The 18,275-nt window shown below is 70.4% G+C and carries 15 protein-coding genes and 1 tRNA gene; 7 read left to right on the forward strand and 9 right to left on the reverse strand.

Annotated elements, in window-relative coordinates; translation table 11 throughout:
• The first annotated feature begins 257 nt into the window (after window positions 1-257).
• The gene (locus tag D7D94_RS08660; RefSeq protein WP_156242232.1) at window positions 258-1,664 is read left to right on the forward strand and encodes a dicarboxylate/amino acid:cation symporter; all 1,407 of its coding nucleotides are present in this window, start codon (window positions 258-260) and stop codon (window positions 1,662-1,664) included.
• Between the two features lie 80 nt (window positions 1,665-1,744).
• Entirely contained in the window at window positions 1,745-2,530 is a 786-nt protein-coding gene (locus D7D94_RS08665; protein WP_156242233.1) for an SDR family NAD(P)-dependent oxidoreductase, read from the forward strand.
• Between the two features lie 4 nt (window positions 2,531-2,534).
• On the opposite strand, the gene D7D94_RS08670 is transcribed toward D7D94_RS08665, so the two are convergent.
• Window positions 2,535-4,325, reverse strand: a complete 1,791-nt coding sequence (locus tag D7D94_RS08670) for a cation:proton antiporter (RefSeq protein ID WP_156242234.1) — start codon at window positions 4,323-4,325, stop codon at window positions 2,535-2,537.
• A 57-nt stretch (window positions 4,326-4,382) separates the two neighbouring features.
• Between D7D94_RS08670 and D7D94_RS08675 the strand changes: the two genes are divergently transcribed.
• Entirely contained in the window at window positions 4,383-5,435 is a 1,053-nt protein-coding gene (locus D7D94_RS08675) for an LLM class flavin-dependent oxidoreductase (protein ID WP_156242235.1), read from the forward strand.
• A 39-nt stretch (window positions 5,436-5,474) separates the two neighbouring features.
• On the opposite strand, the gene pheA is transcribed toward D7D94_RS08675, so the two are convergent.
• Window positions 5,475-6,443: a prephenate dehydratase gene (pheA, locus tag D7D94_RS08680; protein WP_156242236.1), complete on the reverse strand. Its 969-nt coding sequence runs from the start codon at window positions 6,441-6,443 to the stop codon at window positions 5,475-5,477.
• Window positions 6,444-6,524: 81 nt separating this feature from the next.
• Between pheA and pgm the strand changes: the two genes are divergently transcribed.
• On the forward strand, window positions 6,525-8,168 hold the full coding sequence (pgm, locus tag D7D94_RS08685; RefSeq protein WP_156242237.1) for a phosphoglucomutase (alpha-D-glucose-1,6-bisphosphate-dependent): 1,644 nt from the start codon (window positions 6,525-6,527) through the stop codon (window positions 8,166-8,168).
• A gap of 56 nt (window positions 8,169-8,224) precedes the next feature.
• Here pgm and D7D94_RS08690 read toward each other — a convergent pair whose 3' ends face one another.
• Window positions 8,225-9,334 (reverse strand): AI-2E family transporter, encoded by a 1,110-nt coding sequence (locus D7D94_RS08690; RefSeq protein ID WP_246171742.1) that lies wholly within the window; start codon window positions 9,332-9,334, stop codon window positions 8,225-8,227.
• A 217-nt stretch (window positions 9,335-9,551) separates the two neighbouring features.
• Between D7D94_RS08690 and D7D94_RS08695 the strand changes: the two genes are divergently transcribed.
• The gene (locus D7D94_RS08695; RefSeq protein WP_156242239.1) at window positions 9,552-11,021 is read left to right on the forward strand and encodes an alanine/glycine:cation symporter family protein; all 1,470 of its coding nucleotides are present in this window, start codon (window positions 9,552-9,554) and stop codon (window positions 11,019-11,021) included.
• A 542-nt stretch (window positions 11,022-11,563) separates the two neighbouring features.
• Window positions 11,564-12,031, forward strand: a complete 468-nt coding sequence (locus tag D7D94_RS08700) for a hypothetical protein (RefSeq protein WP_156242240.1) — start codon at window positions 11,564-11,566, stop codon at window positions 12,029-12,031.
• Window positions 12,032-12,087: 56 nt separating this feature from the next.
• Here the strand turns inward: D7D94_RS08700 and D7D94_RS08705 are convergent.
• The 3 genes from D7D94_RS08705 to D7D94_RS08715 all read right to left on the reverse strand — a co-directional run bounded on the left by D7D94_RS08705 (window position 12,088) and on the right by D7D94_RS08715 (window position 13,266).
• Window positions 12,088-12,160 (reverse strand) — tRNA-Arg (locus tag D7D94_RS08705).
• Between the two features lie 87 nt (window positions 12,161-12,247).
• Complete coding sequence (locus D7D94_RS08710) at window positions 12,248-12,817, reverse strand: asparagine synthase (protein ID WP_156242241.1); 570 nt, start codon at window positions 12,815-12,817, stop codon at window positions 12,248-12,250.
• A gap of 53 nt (window positions 12,818-12,870) precedes the next feature.
• A complete protein-coding gene (locus D7D94_RS08715) occupies window positions 12,871-13,266 on the reverse strand; it encodes a tautomerase family protein (RefSeq protein WP_156242242.1) in 396 nt (131 codons plus the stop codon).
• Window positions 13,267-13,389: 123 nt separating this feature from the next.
• On the opposite strand from D7D94_RS08715, the gene D7D94_RS08720 reads away from it, so the two are divergent.
• Window positions 13,390-14,409, forward strand: coding sequence for a Gfo/Idh/MocA family oxidoreductase (locus tag D7D94_RS08720; protein WP_156242243.1), 1,020 nt, complete (start codon window positions 13,390-13,392; stop codon window positions 14,407-14,409).
• A 62-nt stretch (window positions 14,410-14,471) separates the two neighbouring features.
• On the opposite strand, the gene D7D94_RS08725 is transcribed toward D7D94_RS08720, so the two are convergent.
• From D7D94_RS08725 to D7D94_RS08735, 3 genes are all read right to left on the reverse strand, one after another.
• Window positions 14,472-15,926, reverse strand: coding sequence for a sugar porter family MFS transporter (locus D7D94_RS08725; RefSeq protein WP_156242244.1), 1,455 nt, complete (start codon window positions 15,924-15,926; stop codon window positions 14,472-14,474).
• 75 nt (window positions 15,927-16,001) lie between these two features.
• Entirely contained in the window at window positions 16,002-17,045 is a 1,044-nt protein-coding gene (locus D7D94_RS08730) for a Gfo/Idh/MocA family protein (RefSeq protein ID WP_156242245.1), read from the reverse strand.
• Window positions 17,042-18,217, reverse strand: coding sequence for a Gfo/Idh/MocA family protein (locus D7D94_RS08735; RefSeq protein WP_156242246.1), 1,176 nt, complete (start codon window positions 18,215-18,217; stop codon window positions 17,042-17,044). The genes D7D94_RS08730 and D7D94_RS08735 overlap by 4 nt, the downstream gene beginning before the upstream one ends.
• Window positions 18,218-18,275 lie beyond the last annotated feature (58 nt).

Here is an 18,275-nt window from a genome sequence, read left to right on the forward strand (position 1 = left end):
CCGGATCTCCATCGATGAGGTGTGAAGTCCGCGCGGGAGACGGCTTCAGCGACCCCCGACGCTCGGCGCGGATGAATCGATTCAATCGCACCGTCGGCCACGCTAGCACGCCGCGCTTCGGCACCCCGCGTCCGTTCCGCCCACGACATGCGCCGTCACAGATGGGCTTCCTGCGTATCACCGGCCCTTCCCCTATTCCGGCGCACCTAAAGTAGACGCTCGTGCCTGGTGGGAGATCCTCGCCGCCACAGGAGACCATGAGCAGCAGCACTACGACGGCCCGCCCCGCCCAGGCGAAGCGCCCCTTCTACACCTCGTTCGGCTTCCAGATCGTCGCCGCCCTCATCCTGGGCATCGTGCTCGGCCTGATCGGCCGCGCGATCGGCGCCTCCGCCGACGGCGAGCCCAACGGCCTCGCCGCGACCCTCGACACGATCGGCAGCTCGTACGTCACGATCCTGCGGACGGCGGTCGTCCCGCTCGTCTTCACCGCGATCGTCGCGAGCATCTCGAACCTCCGCCGCGTGCAGAACGCCGCCCGCCTCGCGGGTCAGACCATCCTGTGGTTCGCCATCACCGCGTTCATCGCGGTGAGCATCGGCATCGCCCTCGGTCTCGTCCTGCAGCCGGGCAACCGCGCGGGTTCCGGCCTCGAGGCCTCCGAGCCCTCGCACGTCGGCTCCTGGTGGGACTTCCTGCTGGGTCTCGTGCCGCAGAACTTCCTCGGCCTGGGCGTCTCGACGAACGTCGGCGATGACGGCAGCGTCTCCTCGAGCGTCAACTTCAACATCCTGCAGATCATCGTGGTCGCCGCGGTCGTCGGCATCGCCGCCCTCCGCGCCGGCCGCAAGGCGGAGCCGTTCCTCGCCTTCACCGAGTCGCTGCTGAAGGTCATCCAGCGCGTGGTGTGGTGGATCATCCGCATCGCCCCGATCGGCACGCTCGGCCTCATCGGCAACGCGGTCATCGAGTACGGCTGGGAGCGCCTCACCTCGCTCGCCTGGTTCGCACTGGCGATCTACATCGGCCTCGCGCTCGTGCTGTTCGTCGTCTACCCGATCCTCGTGAAGGCGCACGGCCTCTCGATCAAGCAGTTCTTCACGGGCGTCTGGCCCGTCGTGCAGCTCGGCTTCGTCAGCCGCTCGTCGATCGGGACGCTCCCCCTCACGCAGCGCGTGGCCGAGCGCAACTTCGGCGTTCCCCGCGAGTACGCGTCGTTCGCCGTCCCCTTCGGCTCGACGACGAAGATGGATGGCTGCGCCGCGATCTACCCGGCGATCGCCGCGATCTTCGTGGCTCAGTTCTTCGACATCCGGCTGTCACTCATCCAGTACGTCCTGATCGTCGTCGTCTCGGTCGTCGGCTCCGCCGCCACCGCCGGCACGACGGGTGCGACGGTCATGCTCACGCTGACCCTGTCGACCCTCGGCCTGCCCCTCGAAGGCGTCGGCCTGCTGCTCGCGATCGACCCGATCCTCGACATGGGCCGCACCGCGGTCAACGTCGCCGGTCAGGCGCTCATCCCCGCCATCGTCGCCAAGCGCGAGGGCATCCTCGACCGCGACCTCTACGACGCGCCGCGCGAGGGCCTGCCCTTCATCGACGAGTCCGAGACGAAGGACGCGGAGCACGCGGACGCCGCAGCGGTCGCCGCGCGCAGCTGACGCGACCCGCATCCGCTCGAGGGCGGCCATCCGATCGGATGGCCGCCCTCGGTCGTTCCCGGAGTGTCTACGGTGGGCACATGACCAGCTCCCCGCGACAGCTGCAGACCGCTCTCATCACCGGCGCGAGCTCGGGCCTCGGCGCGGAGTTCGCCGCTCAGCTCGCCGCCCGCGGCAGCGACCTCGTGCTCGTCGCGCGCCGCGAGGACCGGCTGCGCGAACTCGCCGACCGCCTCGAGCGCGAGCACGGCGTGCGGGTGCGGGTGGTGCCGCTCGACCTCGCCGCCGATGACGCCGCCTCGACGCTTCGGAAGCGGCTCGAGGCGGACGGCGTGCGCATCGACGGCCTCGTGAACAACGCCGGCTTCGGCATGCGCGGCGCCCTCGCGGAAGCCGACCCCGAGCGCCTCGACGCGATGGTGCGGACGAACGTCGGCGCGCTGACAGCCCTCACCCGCGAGTTCCTCCCCGACATCCTCACGGCGCACGGCGCGCTCGTGAACGTCGCCAGCACGGCGGCGTACCAGCCGTGCCCGGGGATGGCCGCCTACGGCGCGAGCAAGGCGTTCGTCCTCAGCTTCACCGAGGCGATCGCCGAGGAGACCCGCGGCAGCGGCGCGCGCGTGCTGGCCATCAGCCCGGGCCCGACGCGCACCGAGTTCTTCGACGAGATCGGCACGCGGGCGGCCGCGTTCCGCCGGCAGCAGAGCGTCGACGAGGTCGTCCGGCGGGCCCTCGACGCCGTGGATGCGCCCGCCGGCCCGCCGAGCGTCGTCTCCGGGCGACTCAACGCGGTCGCCGCCGGCGTCGTCCGCCTGCTCCCGCGCCGCCTCGCCCTCCGCATCAGCGGGAAGGTGCTCGCCTGACGCGTCAGCGCCGCCCGGGCTTGTCCGTCGACGGCGGACGCAGGCTCCCGCGGGTGTCGAGCGCGAGCTCCTCGGCGTCCATCGCCGTGATGAGCTCCCGCATGACCTCCTCGCTGAGATTGCCCTTGTCGCGCTCCTCGAGCAGCACCCGGCGACGCACCTCCAGCCATCCCTTCGACAGGTCGCGCACGCTCTCGTAGCTCGGCCGCTTGACGATCGGCTTCGCCTCCTCCGCCGCGTCCAGCGCGCGCTCCGCCTTGTCGGCGTTCTTCTCCACGCGGAGCAGCGACCTCGCGACCTTGTCAAACTTCTGCAGCGAGTCCTCGCCGTAGAGCGCCACCCACTCCTGCTGCTTCTGCCGCAGGTACTCGCGTCCGGCGTCCGCGCTGCGTCGACGCACGGCCTCGAGCTGACGCGCGTCGGACGCGCGCTGCGCGTCGGCGTTGACCCCCAGCAGGCGGATGAGCGGAGCGAGCGTGAGCCCCTGCAGCAGCAGCGTGCCCACGGTAATGATGAACGCGCACACGATGAGCACCTCGACGTTGCCCGTCGACATGCCCCCGTCGGTGAGATCCGGCAGGGCCGCCGCCATCGCCAGCGTCACCACGCCGCGCATTCCCGCCCACGAGACGACCGCGCGCTCGCGCACCGACATCTGCGGTTCGATGATGCGCTGGCGGATGGTCCGCTCCGTGATGGGGCGGCCGCGCTTCTCGAGACGCGCGCGCTGGCGCCGCACCATCCGCGCACGCCGGCTGCCGGGATTGTTGCGGTACTCCTCCGCGGCGTGCTTCCAGCGGACGAGCCGCAGGCGCTGCCAGGCCTGCCCCCATTCGTAGCTCAGGTAGACGAAGATCGGGCGGATGACGAGGACGACTGCGAACACCGTCAGCGCGAGCAGGAGGGTGCGGGGCCCCGAGACGTCCCCGAGCTCCGCCACGACATCGGGAAGCTGGAGGCCGATGTAGGAGAACACGAAGCTCTCCAGCAGGAAGTCCATCGAAGACCACAGCGGACCGTCCTGCTGCCGCGTCGCGTAGCTGGTCTTCGGGGCGTTGTAGCCGACGTAGAGTCCCATCGCGACGACGGCCAGCACGCCGGAGCCGTGCAGCTCCTCCGCGATCGCATAGGCCCCGAACGGCACGAGGAGGCCGACGGTCCCGGTGACGACGGGGTCGCTGATCCGCAGCCGGAGCTGATGCAGCACGATGCCGAAGACCATCCCGATCGCGATGCCGACGACGACGGCGAGCGCGAACTCGGTCAGGCCGTCCCAGACCGTCACGGTGGCGCCCGCGACGATCGCGGCGAACACGCGCACGAGCGTCAGCGACGTGGCGTCGTTGATGAGACTCTCGCCCGACATGACGGTCATCACCCGGCGCGGGAGGCCCAGCTTGCGCGCGATGGCCGCCGCCGACACCGCGTCGGGCGGGCCGACGATGGCGCCGAGGAGCAGCGCGCCGGCGACCGTGAGCTCGGGCATCATCAGCCAGGCGACGAGCCCCACGGCTGCGGCCGTGGTGAGCACCAGCCCGATCCCCAGTCGGCGGATGTGCGGCAGCGAGCGCTTGAAGCTCACGAACGACACCTCGAGCGCGGCGGAGTAGAGCAGCGGCGGCAGCGTGAGGTTCAGCAGCAGGTGGCCGTCGATCTCGATGGACGGCACGAACGGCAGCAGTGACACGGCGAGGGCGACGCCCGTCACGACGAGGGGAGCCGGCCATCCCCGCCATCGCGCAAAGGCCGCCACGGCGACCGAACAGACGAGAATGACGAAGATCTCGGCGCCCATACTGCCAGGCTATCCGCGCGAGGAATATGCGACCGCATCGTCGTGTTGGCGTGAGGGATGTCCGACGCACCCGCTCCCGCCCTGTCCGTCCTCGATCTCGTGTCCGTGCGCACGGGGCAATCCAGCTCCCAGGCGATCGCCGCATCGCTCCGGATGGCCCAGCGCGCCGACGAGCTCGGCTTGCGTCGGTACTGGTTCGCCGAGCACCACAACATGCCGGCCGTGGCGTCGACGACGCCGCCCGTCCTCATCGCGGCCGCCGCCGCGCGCACCTCCCGCATCCGCATCGGCTCCGGCGGCGTCATGCTTCCCAACCACTCGCCGCTCATCGTCGCCGAGCAGTTCGCGGCCCTCGAGGCGCTGGCCCCGGGCCGCATCGACCTCGGCCTCGGCCGGGCCCCCGGCAGCGACCCGGTGATCACGCAGCTGCTGCGGCGGTCCGGCACGACGAGCGAGGCGGAGCGCTTCCCCGACAACGTCGCCGACATCCTCTCGATCATGAGCCCCGAGGGCGCGACGGTGCGCTTCACGTCCGGCGGCGAATACCAGGTGCATGCCACCCCCGCCGCGACCGGCACCCCGGAGGTGTGGCTGCTCGGATCGAGCGACTACTCCGCGCAGCTCGCCGCGAGCATGGGTCTGCCGTATGTGTTCGCCAACCACTTCGCGGGCGAGGGCCTCGAGCGCGCGATGGCGCTGTACCGCAACCAGTTCCGCCCGAGCGCGTGGCTCGATGCGCCGAAGTCGTTCATCACCGCCAACGTGGTCGTCGCCGAGACGCAGGAGGAGGCCGAGCGCCGCGCCCTCCCCCAGCTGCGGCAGTTCGCGCGCCTGCGCACGAACAAGCCGATGCGCCCCATCGAGACCATCGACGAGGTGCTGGCCGCGCCATCCGACCCGCTCGAGGACTCGCTCGTGCAGCAGGGCCGCGCGCGGTGGTTCGTCGGCACCTCCGCCTCCGTCGCGGCGGAGCTTCGGGCCTTCGGTGCGCAGCACGGCGTCGACGAGGTCATGATCTCGCCCGCCGCCGGCTCGTACGACACCGACCCCCTCGACGCCGCCCCCGGCCGCGTGGAGACGATCGAGCGCCTCGCCGCCGAGCTCGTCTGATCCGCTGAGCCGACCTCGGTCGGCCGGTGAGCCCCGGGGCTACGCCTCGGGCTCGCCGGCCAGAAGCGCGCGCAGCCAGTCGCGCGCCTCGACGAAGGCCTCGTCGCCGTAGCGCTCCGGGTAGTGCACGACCTGCCGGTCGGCGCGCGGGTACGAGCCCAGGAAGACCACGTTCGGGCTGAAGCGACGCAACCCCATGAGCGCGTCGGCCATCCGCTCGTCGAACACATGGCCATCCGCATCGATGACGAAGCGGTACCGGCCGAGCTCGTCGCCCACGGGGCGGGACTCGAGCAGGCTGAGGTTGATGCCGCGCGTGGAGAACTGCTCGAGCAGCTCCAGCAGCGCGCCGGGCTCGTCCTTCGGCAGCTCGGCCACCAGCGAGGTCTTGTCCGCACCGGTGGGCGCGGCGGGCGCGACCGTGCTCGTCACGAGCACGAACCGCGTGACGGCCTGCTCGTTGTCGCCGATGTCCTCCGCCAGCACCTCGACATCGTGGTGGAGGGCCACGCCGGGCGCGACGATCGCCGCGTGCGCGGGCAGGCTGCCGTCGAGCATGCCGATCGCGCTCGCGACGTTGCTCGAGGCCACGACGTGCTCGTGCGCCGGCAGGTTCTCGCCGAGCCACGTCAGGCACTGCGCGTAGGCGACAGGATGCGCGGCGATGCCCGCCACGCCCTCGGCGCGGATGTCGTCCAGGGTCGCCCCGGGGTGGCCGACGAGCCAGAACCGCACCGGCACGAGGTACTCGCCCACGATGCGGAGGTTCGGGGTGGTCGCCAGCGCGTCCTGGGCGCTGGAGACGCCGCCCTCGACCGAGTTCTCGATGGCGATCATCGCGGCGTCGCTGCGGCCCGACACGACGTCTGACAGGGCCTGGCCGACGTTGCTCACCGGGCGCCAGATCTGACCGCGCGCCTCGGGCACCTGGGCCAGCGCGGCCTCCGTGAAGGTGCCCGCGGGGCCGAGGTAGCTGTACGTCCGGCGTTCGGGGGCATCCGTCGACATGACGATCAGCCTAGAGGGCGCACCGGCGCGTCCGAGACGCGGTGCTGTGCACGAAGGGCGCAGACGGGGCAGACTTGCCCTATGACGAGCCGTGCCGGACTCCCCGCAGAAGCATCCGACCTCATCGATGTCGACGAGCTGATCTCCGCCTACTACGACCGCCAGCCGGATCCCTCGGTCCCCGCGCAGCAGGTGGCGTTCGGCACGAGCGGCCATCGCGGGTCGAGCCTTCACACGAGCTTCAACGAGAACCACATCCTCGCCACCACGCAGGCGATCGTGGACTACCGCACCGAGCAGGGCATCGCCGGTCCGCTCTTCCTCGGACGCGACACCCACGGCCTGTCACTGCCGGCCGAGCGCAGCGCGATCGAGGTGCTCGTCGCGAACGGCATCGACGTGCGCGTCGACTCCCGCGACTCGTGGGTGCCGACCCCCGCACTCAGCCACGCGATCCTCGCGTACAACCGGGGCCGCGCGATCGACGACCCGGGTCGTGCCGACGGCATCGTCGTGACCCCCAGCCACAACCCGCCGGCCGACGGCGGCTTCAAGTACAACCCGCCGCACGGCGGCCCCGCCGACACCGACGCCACGGGCTGGATCGCCGACCGTGCGAACGCGCTCATCGCCGACGGCCTCGAGGCCGTCAAGCGCGTGCGGTTCGCCGACCTCGACGCGGACACGCTCGGCCAGTACGACTTCCGCGAGGCCTACGTGCGCGACCTCGCCTCGATCATCGACATCGAGGCCATTCGCAAGGCCGGCGTGCGCATCGGCGCCGACCCGCTCGGCGGTGCCTCGGTCGAGTACTGGGCGCTCATCGCCGAGATGCACGGCCTCGACCTCACGGTCGTGAACCCCGACGTCGACCCGACCTGGCGCTTCATGACGCTGGACTGGGACGAGAAGATCCGCATGGACCCCTCCTCCCCCTCGGCGATGGCCTCGCTCGTCGCCAAGCGCGCGGAGTACGACATCCTCACCGGCAACGACGCGGACTCCGACCGGCACGGCATCGTCACGCCCGATGCGGGGCTCATGAACCCCAACCACTACCTCGCCGTCGCGATCGACTACCTCTTCTCGCACCGGCCCGGATGGGCGCCGGAGGCAGCCGTCGGGAAGACCCTCGTCTCCTCGATGATGATCGACAAGGTGACCGCCGCCCTCGGCCGCAACCTGCTCGAGGTGCCGGTCGGCTTCAAGTGGTTCGTCCCCGGCCTGCTGGACGGCTCCGTCGCGTTCGGCGGCGAGGAGTCCGCCGGTGCGTCGTTCCTCCGCATGGACGGCACCGTCTGGACGACCGACAAGGACGGCATCCTCCTCTGCCTGCTGGCCGCGGAGATCCTCGCCGTCACCGGCAAGACCCCCTCGCAGCGCTACGCGGAGCTCGAAGCCGAGTACGGCTCATCCGCATACCAGCGCGTGGATGCCCCGGCCTCCACCGAGCAGAAGGCGGCGCTGAAGGCCCTCTCCCCCGACGACGTCTCGGCGTCGGAGCTCGCGGGCGAAGCCATCACGGCGAAGCTCTCGCACGCGCCGGGCAACGGCGCGGCGATCGGCGGCCTCAAGGTGCAGACCGAGCACGCGTGGTTCGCCGCGCGCCCGTCGGGCACCGAGGACGTCTACAAGCTGTACGCGGAGTCCCTGCGCGGCGAGGAGCACCTGCGCCAGGTGCAGGAGGAGGCCCGCGCGGTCGTCACCGCCGCGCTCGGCGGCTGATCCCGCTCGAGCCGCCCCGCTCGGAGCCCATCCGCTCGACTCCGAGGAGCCCGCCGTCAGGTCCTGACGGCGGGCTTCTTGTTGTCGCGAGCCCAGCGCGCGGGCGTCTCCGGGCCGTCCCACACCTGCACGATGCCCCAGACGACCGCGGCGAACGGCGCGGCGAGGACGGCGCCGAGGATGCCGCCGAGCACGGTGCCGACGGTCAGGGCGATCAGCACGACGAGCGAGTGCAGCTTGAGCGCGCGCCCCATCAGGAGCGGCTGCAGGAAGTTGCCCTCCAGCTGGTTCACCACCACCACGATGGCGATGACGATGAGGGCCACCACCGGACCGTTGGCGACCAGCGCCACGAGCGCGGCGAGGATGCCGGCCACGGTCGCGCCGACGATCGGGATGAAGGCGAGCAGGAACACGAGGATCGTCAGCGGGAACGCCAGCGGCACCCCCAGGACGAGGAGGCCGATGCCGATGCCGATGGCGTCGACCGCGGCGACGGCGGCGGTGCCGCGGAGGTAGGCGCCGAAGGTGTCGACGGTCTTCGAACCGGCACGGCGCACCCGGGCGTACCACTCGCCCTCGAACGGGCGGGTGAGGAAGCGCCACAGCTCCGGGCCGTCCTTGAGGAAGAAGAACAGCACCACCACGAGCAGCACGAAGCCGGTGACGAAGTTCGCCAGCGCGCCGACGCCGGCGACTGCGCCGGAGCCCACCGTCTGGCCGAACTGCGCGCTCGTGATGAAGTCGGTGACCGTGGCGAACCACTCGTCGATCTGCTCCTGATCGGGCGCGAAGGGCAGCGTCTGCACCCAAGCGATCACCTGCTGCACGCCGGCCTGCGCCTGCTCGTACAGGTCGTCCCACTGGTGGCGGACCGCCGAGACCATCGCCCAGCCGAGCCCGCCCACAATGAGCACGATCGCGAGCAGCACGATGATCGTCGACAGCGTCGGACGCAGTCGAGGCCGCAGCCGTGCCATGAGCGGCTCGAAGGCGCACGCGAAGATGAGCGCGAGGAGCACCGGGATGAACACCAGCGACAGCGAGCGGAACGTCACCACGAGGCCCGCGGCCAGGATGACCACGGCGATCAGCTGGATGGACCGGGTCGCCAGGGTGCCGAACCCGTCGGACCAGAGCCGTCGCGGCGTGTGCGCGGAGTTCATCGTCACCGCTTGCGTGGCCTGGGTGCGAGGCCGCTGCCTTCCGAACATCGCAGGTCTCCTGTCGTCGCGAGCGCGTCTCGACCATCCTGCCCGAACCGCCGGGAGAACCTCGGGAGGTTGACCGCGCCGCCCCGCTGTGCCACGGAGGCCCGGCCGTGCTCATAGACTCTGCCGGAGAAGCCGTGCGCGACGGCGCGCGGGCAGGAAAGGCAGACGAATGCTCGACACGATCCAGGCGTTCCTCGAACAGCTCAGCAGCGTCATCTGGGGACCGTGGCTCCTCATCCCCCTTCTTCTGGGCACCGGGCTGTACCTCACCATCCGATTGGGCGGCCTCCAGTTCGTGCGCCTCGGTCCGGCGCTGAGCCTCGGGCTCCTGCGCCGGAAGGACCGCGGCGCCGAGGGCGACATCTCGCAGTTCCAGGCGCTGACCACGGCGCTCGCGGCCACGGTCGGCACGGGCAACATCGTCGGCGTCGCGACCGCCATCGGCATCGGCGGCCCCGGAGCCCTGTTCTGGATGTGGGTGACGGGCCTCCTCGGCATGGCGTCGAAGTACTCGGAGGCGTTCCTCGGCGTCCGCTATCGCACCACCGATGCGGCCGGCGAGCGCAACGGCGGGCCGCAGCAGTACCTCGAGCGCGGCATCCGCAACGGATTCGGCAAGGTGCTCGCCTTCGCCTTCACGATCTTCACGATCTTCGCGTGCTTCGGCATCGGCAACATGACGCAGGGCAACTCGGTCGCGGCGAACCTCGAGCGCAGCTTCTCGATCCCGACGTGGGTGACCGGCGTCGTGCTCACGATCATCGCGCTCGCGGTGCTCGTCGGCGGCATCAAGTCGATCGGACGTGTGACGGCAGGCTTCGTGCCGATCATGATCGTCTTCTACGTCATCGGCGCGCTCTACATCCTCATCGCCAACATCGCCGACGTGCCCGCGGCCTTCGCGACGATCTTCCACGACGCCTTCACCGGCAGCGCGGCCGCCGGCGGGTTCGCCGGATCGGTCATCATCGTCGCCATCCAGTTCGGCGTCGCGCGCGGCATCTTCTCCAACGAGTCCGGCATGGGCTCGGCGGCGATCGCCGCCGCCGCCGCGCAGACGAGCCACCCGGTGCGCCAGGGCCTCGTGTCGATGACGCAGACGTTCATCGACACGATCATCGTGGTCTCGATGACCGGCCTCGTCATCATCACCACGGGCGCCTACCGGCTCACCGACGACGCCGGCGCGCAGATCGACGCGTCGCTCATGACGGGCGAGGCGTTCACCCACGGCCTGCCCGGCGAGTGGGGTCACTGGGTGGTGACGCTCGCGCTGGTCATGTTCGCGTTCTCGACGATCCTCGGATGGTCGTACTACGGCGAGCGCAACATCGAGAAGCTCCTGGGGCGGCGGGCGGTCCTTCCCTTCCGCATCGTCTTCTCGCTCGTGGTGTTCATCGGCTGCACGACGCAGCTCGGCGTGGTGTGGGCGTTCTCCGACGTGATGAACGGCCTCATGGCGCTGCCGAACCTCATCGGGCTGCTCATCCTCTCGGGCCTCGTCGCGCGCGAGACTCGGGCGTACCTCAAGCACGATCCGAAGCTCACCGCCTCCCAGGACGAGATCGAGCGCTTCATGGCGGGCGAGCCCGGCTGGGAGGAGTGGCGCGCCGGCGAGGCCGTGCGCGAGCGCCGCTGAACCCATCGCCCACGCAGGACGGCCCCCGCCGAAGCGGGGGCCGTTCTGCGTGAAATGCGCCCCACTGCAGGTTTCCACCTGCCACCCGAGACGTCCTCGGGCCGGGCCCAGATACCGTAGTGCGCCGTCTTGCCCCTCACGATCAGCCTCGACGTCGCTGGATACCAAACTCGCTCCCCCTCGATCACCTCCCGGAGGAACATGAATGCGTCTTCGCGTCCGGTGACGAGCTGCCCTCGGTGCAGACGTGCGACATTTCCGTACACCTTCAGGCGCGCAGCGCGGTGGTCCGCGCGCGAAGCCCACGGTGTCAGCAGCCGCTCCCGGTCGTGAGGGTCCTCATATGCGATGGTGACCGCGGGAACATCCGTGAAGACCCCAGCTCTCCAGGCGCGGGGGGCCAGCTTCTGCGTGACGAGCCAGATGACCTGGCCTCCGTCCTGCTGCCGAGCGGCCGTCCTCTCCCGGAAGTCCGTCGGCCAGCGCTGCACCTCGAGCGCGAGCTTCGTCTGCACCACGTACACGTCGGCATGACTTGCCGGATGCTCGAGGACCGGCTCGTCCGGCCTATCAGGGAAGACCTCGGTGACGATCATCGACAGAACCTTCAGGAGGCGGTGCTGAATCCAGAGATGCTCGTCGGACATCCTGCCGCCACCGAGATCGGGCCGCGCCAGACCGTGCTCGCAACCTCTTCCCGGCATCGCTGCGAGATAGCGGGTGCCGGTCTTGTTCTCGATGGGCTTCTTGTACACGGCAGCGCAATCTCCGACATGGCACCCGAGCTGTCCGGCGGCACAGTCCTTGATCCGCTCCCAGTCGTCGGGGTCGTCGACGTAATAGATTCGCGTCAGCCCGGTGGCGGTACCCCGTATCCGCGCGAACTTCTTCATCCCGATTCCGTGTTCGCGGTGGGACCTCCGTGCGCCATCAAGCTCCTGTGCTCTCATGCGGCGAGCGTCCCACGGGCGACGGACATCCGCGACGCAGCCGTGCGCGAGCGCCACTGAACCCCATTGGCAAAGCAGAACGGCCCCCGCCGAAGCGGGGGCCGTTCTGTGTGATGTGCGCCCGAAGGGACTCGAACCCCTAACCTTCTGATCCGTAGTCAGATGCTCTATCCATTGAGCTACGGGCGCAATCTCCGCTGCCGAAGCAACCGTATGAGCATACAACGCGGTCGAGCGCACTCACAAATCGGGGCGGACACCCCGGGCGCGTCGCACTCAGGCGGTGTCGGCCGACTCGGCCTCGCTGCGGCGCTCCTTGGTCTCCACCGCGAGCTTCTGCAGGTCGACGAGCCGCAGCGCCTGCATCCGCGCCTCGCGCATCGAGGCGTAGTTCGGGTCCTCGTCGGGACGCATGGCCTCCACGCGGAGGCGATTGTCGAGGGTGGAGGCGATGTCGCCCCAGGCCGCCTCGCGCGACTGCTCGACGAGCGCGAGGAGATTCGCCTCGTCCTCGAGCTCCGCGCGCAGCGCCTTGGCGACCCCGACGTACTGCTTGGCGCGACGACGGAGGTTGCGCACATCGCGGTCGCGGTAGTCGTGCGTGCCGCGCGACTGCGTGTGCCGCCCCCAGGCCGCCTTGCGCAGGCGCGAGATCTCCTGCGCGGCCTGCTCCGACTCATCCGCGAGCGAGGTGATCGCCTCGCGAGCCGCCGGCAGGAAGTGGGTCGCGTCGAACGCCTCGTCCAGCGAGATCGTGCTGACGAGGATCCTGTTCTTCACCGCGAGTCGTGCGGCGGCATGCGCGATCGCGAGACCCTCCTCGATCGCATCGGCGTTCCGTCCCACCGCACCTCCCCCACCCACCCTAGCGGCGCGGTGAAGGACGGGGCGAGCGGCGATCACGCGCCGGGGACGGTGAGCTCTCCCGTCAGGTACTGCGCGCGCCCGAAGCCGAAGCTCCAGTCCTCGGCGCCGTTCTCGACATAGCCGATGAAGACGTCCTGCGGGGCGACACCGACCGGCTCCAGCGCATCGGCAATGGCGGCATAGAGGCGCTGCTTCTGATCGGTCGCGCGACCGCGCTGCGTGAAGATCTGGATGATCACCGGGTCGGTCCGCTCGAAGCCGAGGCCGGCGTCCTCCGCGATGATCGTCGTGGCGGGGCGCGACGTGATCACCTGGAAGCGATCGCGCTCCGGGATGCCGTAGACCGAGACGATCGCGTCATGGATGGCCGTGGCGATCTCCGTGGGATTGGTGCGGGCGTCGCTGTGGTCGATGCGGACGAGAGGCATGGCGGGCTCCTGACGACGTGACTCGTTTGTAAGGACATTCTGTCATGGGGACCGCGCCCCTGTCAAGTATTGACAGGACAAAGTCGGGCCGGAAGAGTCGAGAGGTCAGAAAGGACCGCATCCATGCGCATCGGACTCGTGGGCTTCGGCGTCGGAGGACGCCTCTTCCACCTCCCCTATATCCAGGCAGCCACCGAGTGGGATCTCGTGGGGGTCGTCACGCGCTCCGCCGAGCGCCGCGCGGAGCTCGCTGTCGACGCCCCGGGAACCGCGGCATTCGACAGCCTCGATGACCTCATCGACGCCGGCGTCGACGCCGTCGTCCTCACCACGCCGGCCGACACGCGTCGCGAGCTGGTGCTCCGCGCACTGGAGCGCGGCGTGCACGTCGTCGCCGACAAGCCGTTCGCTCCCGACGCGCCCGCCGCGCGGGAGCTCGCGGCCGCTGCCACCGCCGCGGGGCGCACGCTCACGGTCTTCCACAACCGCCGCTGGGACACCGACATCCGCACCCTCGAGACCGTGCTCGCAAGCGGCGAGCTCGGCGGGGTGCAGCGCTTCGTGAACCGCATGGACCAGGACGCACCAGGGGTGCTCGAGACGGGCCCCGCGAGCGGCCTGCTGCGCGACCTCGGGGCGCACCTCGTCGACCAGGCGACGCACCTCTTCGGCCCGGTCGCCCGCGTGGACGGGCACCTCGACTGGGTGGACGTGGACGGCGAGCGCGCGGACGTGGGCTTCTCGCTCGGTCTGCACCACCGAAGCGGCACCTTCAGCACGGTCAGCGCGAGCAAGATCAATCGGCTCGGCGAGCGCGAGCTCATCGTCTACGGCGAGGGCGGCTCCTATACCTCCCGGATGGCCGATGTGCAGTACGAGGCCGTCGTCGCGGGCGACCGACCGCTCACGTCCGAGGCGTGGGGCGTCGAGGCGGAGGAGCGCTGGGGTGTGCTGGGCACGGCGGATGGCCATCGGCCGGTTCCCAGCGCCGCGGGCGACTACAGCGACTACTACCGCGGCCTGCACGCCGCGCTGGAGAGCGGATCGCCGTTCTCGGTCACGCTGGAGCAGGCCGTCCACACCATCGAGGTGCTGGACGCGGCGCGGCAGAGCGATGCCGAGGGGCGTTCGATCACCCTGTGAGCACGAGAGAAGGGGCCCGATCCGGCGAATGAACCGGATCGGGCCCCTTCTGCGTGCGAGGGTCAGCGGCGCGGCGAGCGCGCGCGCACCGTGTAGATCGCGCCAGTGGTGACGTCCTCCTCGAGGGACTCGAGGGTGCGACCGCGCGTCTCCGGCACCTGGGTGATGACGAAGATGAGCGCGAGCGCCCCGACGGCGGCGAACAGGAAGAACGTCCCGGTGATGCCGACGGCCTCGACGAGCGAGAGGAAGTACAGCGAGAGGAAGCCGTTGACGATCCACAGCATGAAGACCGAGATGCCCATGCCCACGCCGCGCATGTGGAGCGGGAAGATCTCCGACAGGTACACCCACACCGCGATGTTGAGGAACGTCTGCATCGAGCCGACGAACGCCACCACGAGGAAGAGGATGACCCAGGGGCGGAGCGGGTTGCCGGCGGGCAGGACCATCGAGGCGACGCCGATGAGCAGGTGGCACGTCGTGGTGAGCGTGAGGCCGATCGCGAACGTCGTCCGACGGTCGAGGCGGTCCATCATGGCGAGGGCGATGATGCCGCCGACCACGGCGATGACGCCGGGCGCGATGTTGGCGATGAGCGCCGCACCCTCCTCGAAGCCCGACTCGGTGAGCACCGTGTTGCCGAAGTACATGATCGAGTTGATGCCGGTGAGCTGCTGCGCGATGCCGAGCCCGATGCCGACGAGGAGGATGCGCGAGAGGTTCTTGTTGCTGAGGATGGCGCGCCATCCGAGCTGACCCTCCGCCTTCTCCTCGGCGGCGATGCGCTCGAGGTCGGCGATCTCGGCCTGGGCGCGGTCCTCGGACCGGACGGTCTTGAGGACCGCGAGCGCGTCGGCGTTGCGGCCCTTCTCGAGCAGCCACCGCGGGGACTCCGGCATGCGCAGCATGCCGAAGAAGAGCGCGATGGCGGGGATGGCGCAGATGGCGAACATGATGCGCCAGACGTGGTCCGCGCCGGCGTAGAGGTTGCCGATGACGGCGTTGATGACGAACGCGGCCAGCTGGCCGGTCACGATCATGAGCTCGTTGCGGCCCGCGAGCGAACCGCGGATCTCATACGGCGCGAGCTCGGCGAGGAAGACCGGCACGACGGTGGACGCGCCGCCCACCGCGAGGCCGAGGATCACGCGACCGACGACGAGCACGGCGAGGTTGGGCGTGAAGACGACGAACAGCGTGCCGGCGAAGAAGAGCACTGCCAGCAGGATGATCGTCTTCCGGCGGCCCCAGCCATCCGAGAGACGCCCGCCGAACATCGCGCCGATGGCGGCGGCGAAGATGAGCGAGCTGGTCGCGACGCCCTCCGTGAAGGCGTTGAGGCCGAGCTCCTCCGACATGGGAACGAGCGCGCCGTTGATGACGCCCGTGTCGTAGCCGAAGAGCAGGCCGCCGAAGGTGGCGATGAGGGCGACGAGGCCCAGCCGCTTGCGGTGCGGTCCTCCGGTGAGCGGAGGAAGGCTCGTACTGGAACCCCCCGAATGTGCACTTGCCATGATGACTCCTTCGTCCGATGCGCCATCCGACCGACGCTCGCTTGCGCCATATCCTGCCACCGAAACTTTGTCACGTCAAATAGACATACTGTCCTTTACCAGCTCGTTGCGGATGCGGTCCATCGTGTGGGCGATGTCGACCGTCTCCGCCAACGGCATGAGCGGTGTGCCGATCGCGCCGGATGCGATGCACCGTGCCGCCTCGGCCGCCTCGAAGCACAGCCCCTCGTCGGGCCGCGCCTGCGGGAATCGGGCCTCGGCGGAGCGGGAGGCGCCGGCGACGTCGGGATGGCCGATGAGCTCGACCGAGCCGGGCAGGTAGAACGGCGAGGCGAGCCGCAGGACGCCGGCGGTGCCCGTGATCGTCGCAGCCGTCCCGGTCGGCCCCTCCAGGGTCGTGAACAGATGGGCCTGACGTCCGCCGGGTCCACGCAGGACGATGCTGCTCTGCGCGTCCACCCCGGTATCGGTGAACGAGCCCGACGCGAGCACCCGGTCGGGCCCGCCGAGGACGAACGAGGCGAAGGACACGAGGTAGACGCCGAGGTCGTAGAGCGCTCCCCCTCCCAGGGCGGGGTCGAAGAGCCGCCCCTGCGGATCGGGCGGGAAGTACTCCCCCAGGTCGGCGACGAGCGCCCGCGGCTCGCCGATGAGCCCGTCGGCGAGAACCTGCCGCACGACGTCCATCGCCGGCAGGAACCGCGGCCACATCGCCTCCATCGCGAAGACGCCGCGCCGTGCCGCGGCCTCGGCGACCCGCTCCGCCTCCGGACCGTCCATGGCGAAGGGCTTCTCGACGACGACGTGCTTCCCCGCCTCGATGGCGAGCAGCGCGCAGCGCGCATGTAACGGGTTGGGCGTCGCGATGTAGATCACGTCGATATCGGGATCGGCTGCCAGGGCCTCGTAGGACGCGTGCACGCGCGGGATGCCGTGGCGGCGCGCGAACTCCGCGCCCCGCTCCTCCGACCGCGAGGCCACCGCCGACAGGCGCTGACGCGTGTGCTCGCACAGGGAGCGCGCGAGCACGTCGGCGATGCGGCCAGGGCCCATGATCCCCCAGCGGAGTGCGGGCGCATCGACCGGCGAGGGGATGCGCGGCGCGGGGAGCGCGGTCATGCCGCGGACTCGCCGGGGATGCGCGCGGCCGCTCCGGTGGCGGCCGCCTCACCAGCCGCGTCGAGCACGCGCATGGTGCGGGCGGCCGCGGCGAACGGCGTCTCCGACGGAGTTCCCGTCAGGATGCAGCCGAGGAACGCCTGCACCTGCGCGATGAACGCCTCGCCGTACCCGGTGCCCACTCCCCGCGAGCGGAAGGAGGACACGTCGGCGTAGGCGCCATGCAGCGGGCCGGTGATGATGCGCCGAGGCCCGTCGAAGCGCGCATCGCCTCCCGCCTCGTGCAGCCAGAGCGCGTTGAGGTCCTCGGTGCTGAAGCTCGCCATCCCCCGTTCGCCGAACACGCGGATCGACAGCGAGTTCGGCGTCGAGTGGGCGACCCGGCTCGCCTGCAGCGTGCCCAGCGCGCCGTCGCCGGCGACCAGCAGCAGCGCGGCCATGTCGTCGTTGGTGACGGGATGCGGCGTGCCGTCACGGTCCATCCGCTCGGGGATGACGGTCGCGAAGCGGGCGGCCGCGACCTCGGCGATGGGGCCGACCGCGAACTCGACCGCATCGATCGCGTGGAGCCCGAGATCGATGAGCGCCCCGCCACCGGAGGCGGCTCGGTCGAAGCGCCACGTGAACGGGTCGGCCGCGTCGGCCGCGTGATGGCAGTAGTACGTCGTCTCGAAGTGGCGGATCGCACCGATCACCCCGTCTGCGACCGCCGTGCGCAGCGCCGCCAGCCCCGGCAGCCGTCGGTATGAGAACCCGACCGCGTCGACCGCCCCCGCGCGTTCGGGGGCGGCGGCGAGCTCGGCGAGTCTGGCTGCCTGATCGCCGTCGAGCCCGAGGGGCTTCTCGGTCAGCACGTGCTTGCCCGAGGCGAGCACGCGAGCGAGCACGTCGAGGTGCTGATTGTTGGGCAGCGCCACGCTCACCGCATCGATCGATGGATCCGCCAGCAGCTCGTCGACGGAGGTTCCCCAGCGGCGAAAGCCGTAGCGCTCCGCGACGTCCTGGGCGAGTGGGGCGACGGCGTCGACCACGTGCGCGAGCTCCACCGTCACGCCGCGCAGCGCGTCGCCCATCGACGCGTTCCGGTAGCCGAAGGCGTGCGCCTGCCCGGCCATCCCCGCCCCGATCAGCCCCACGCGGACCGTGCGTCCGCCATCCGTCTCCGACACCATCGCCTCGCCTTTCGTCGCACCCTTGCGTCTGCGAAGTTAGAGCGTTCTAATAGCCATG

Source organism: Microbacterium oryzae, assembly GCF_009735645.1.
In the GTDB taxonomy this organism is placed as follows: Bacteria; Actinomycetota; Actinomycetes; order Actinomycetales; family Microbacteriaceae; genus Microbacterium; species Microbacterium oryzae.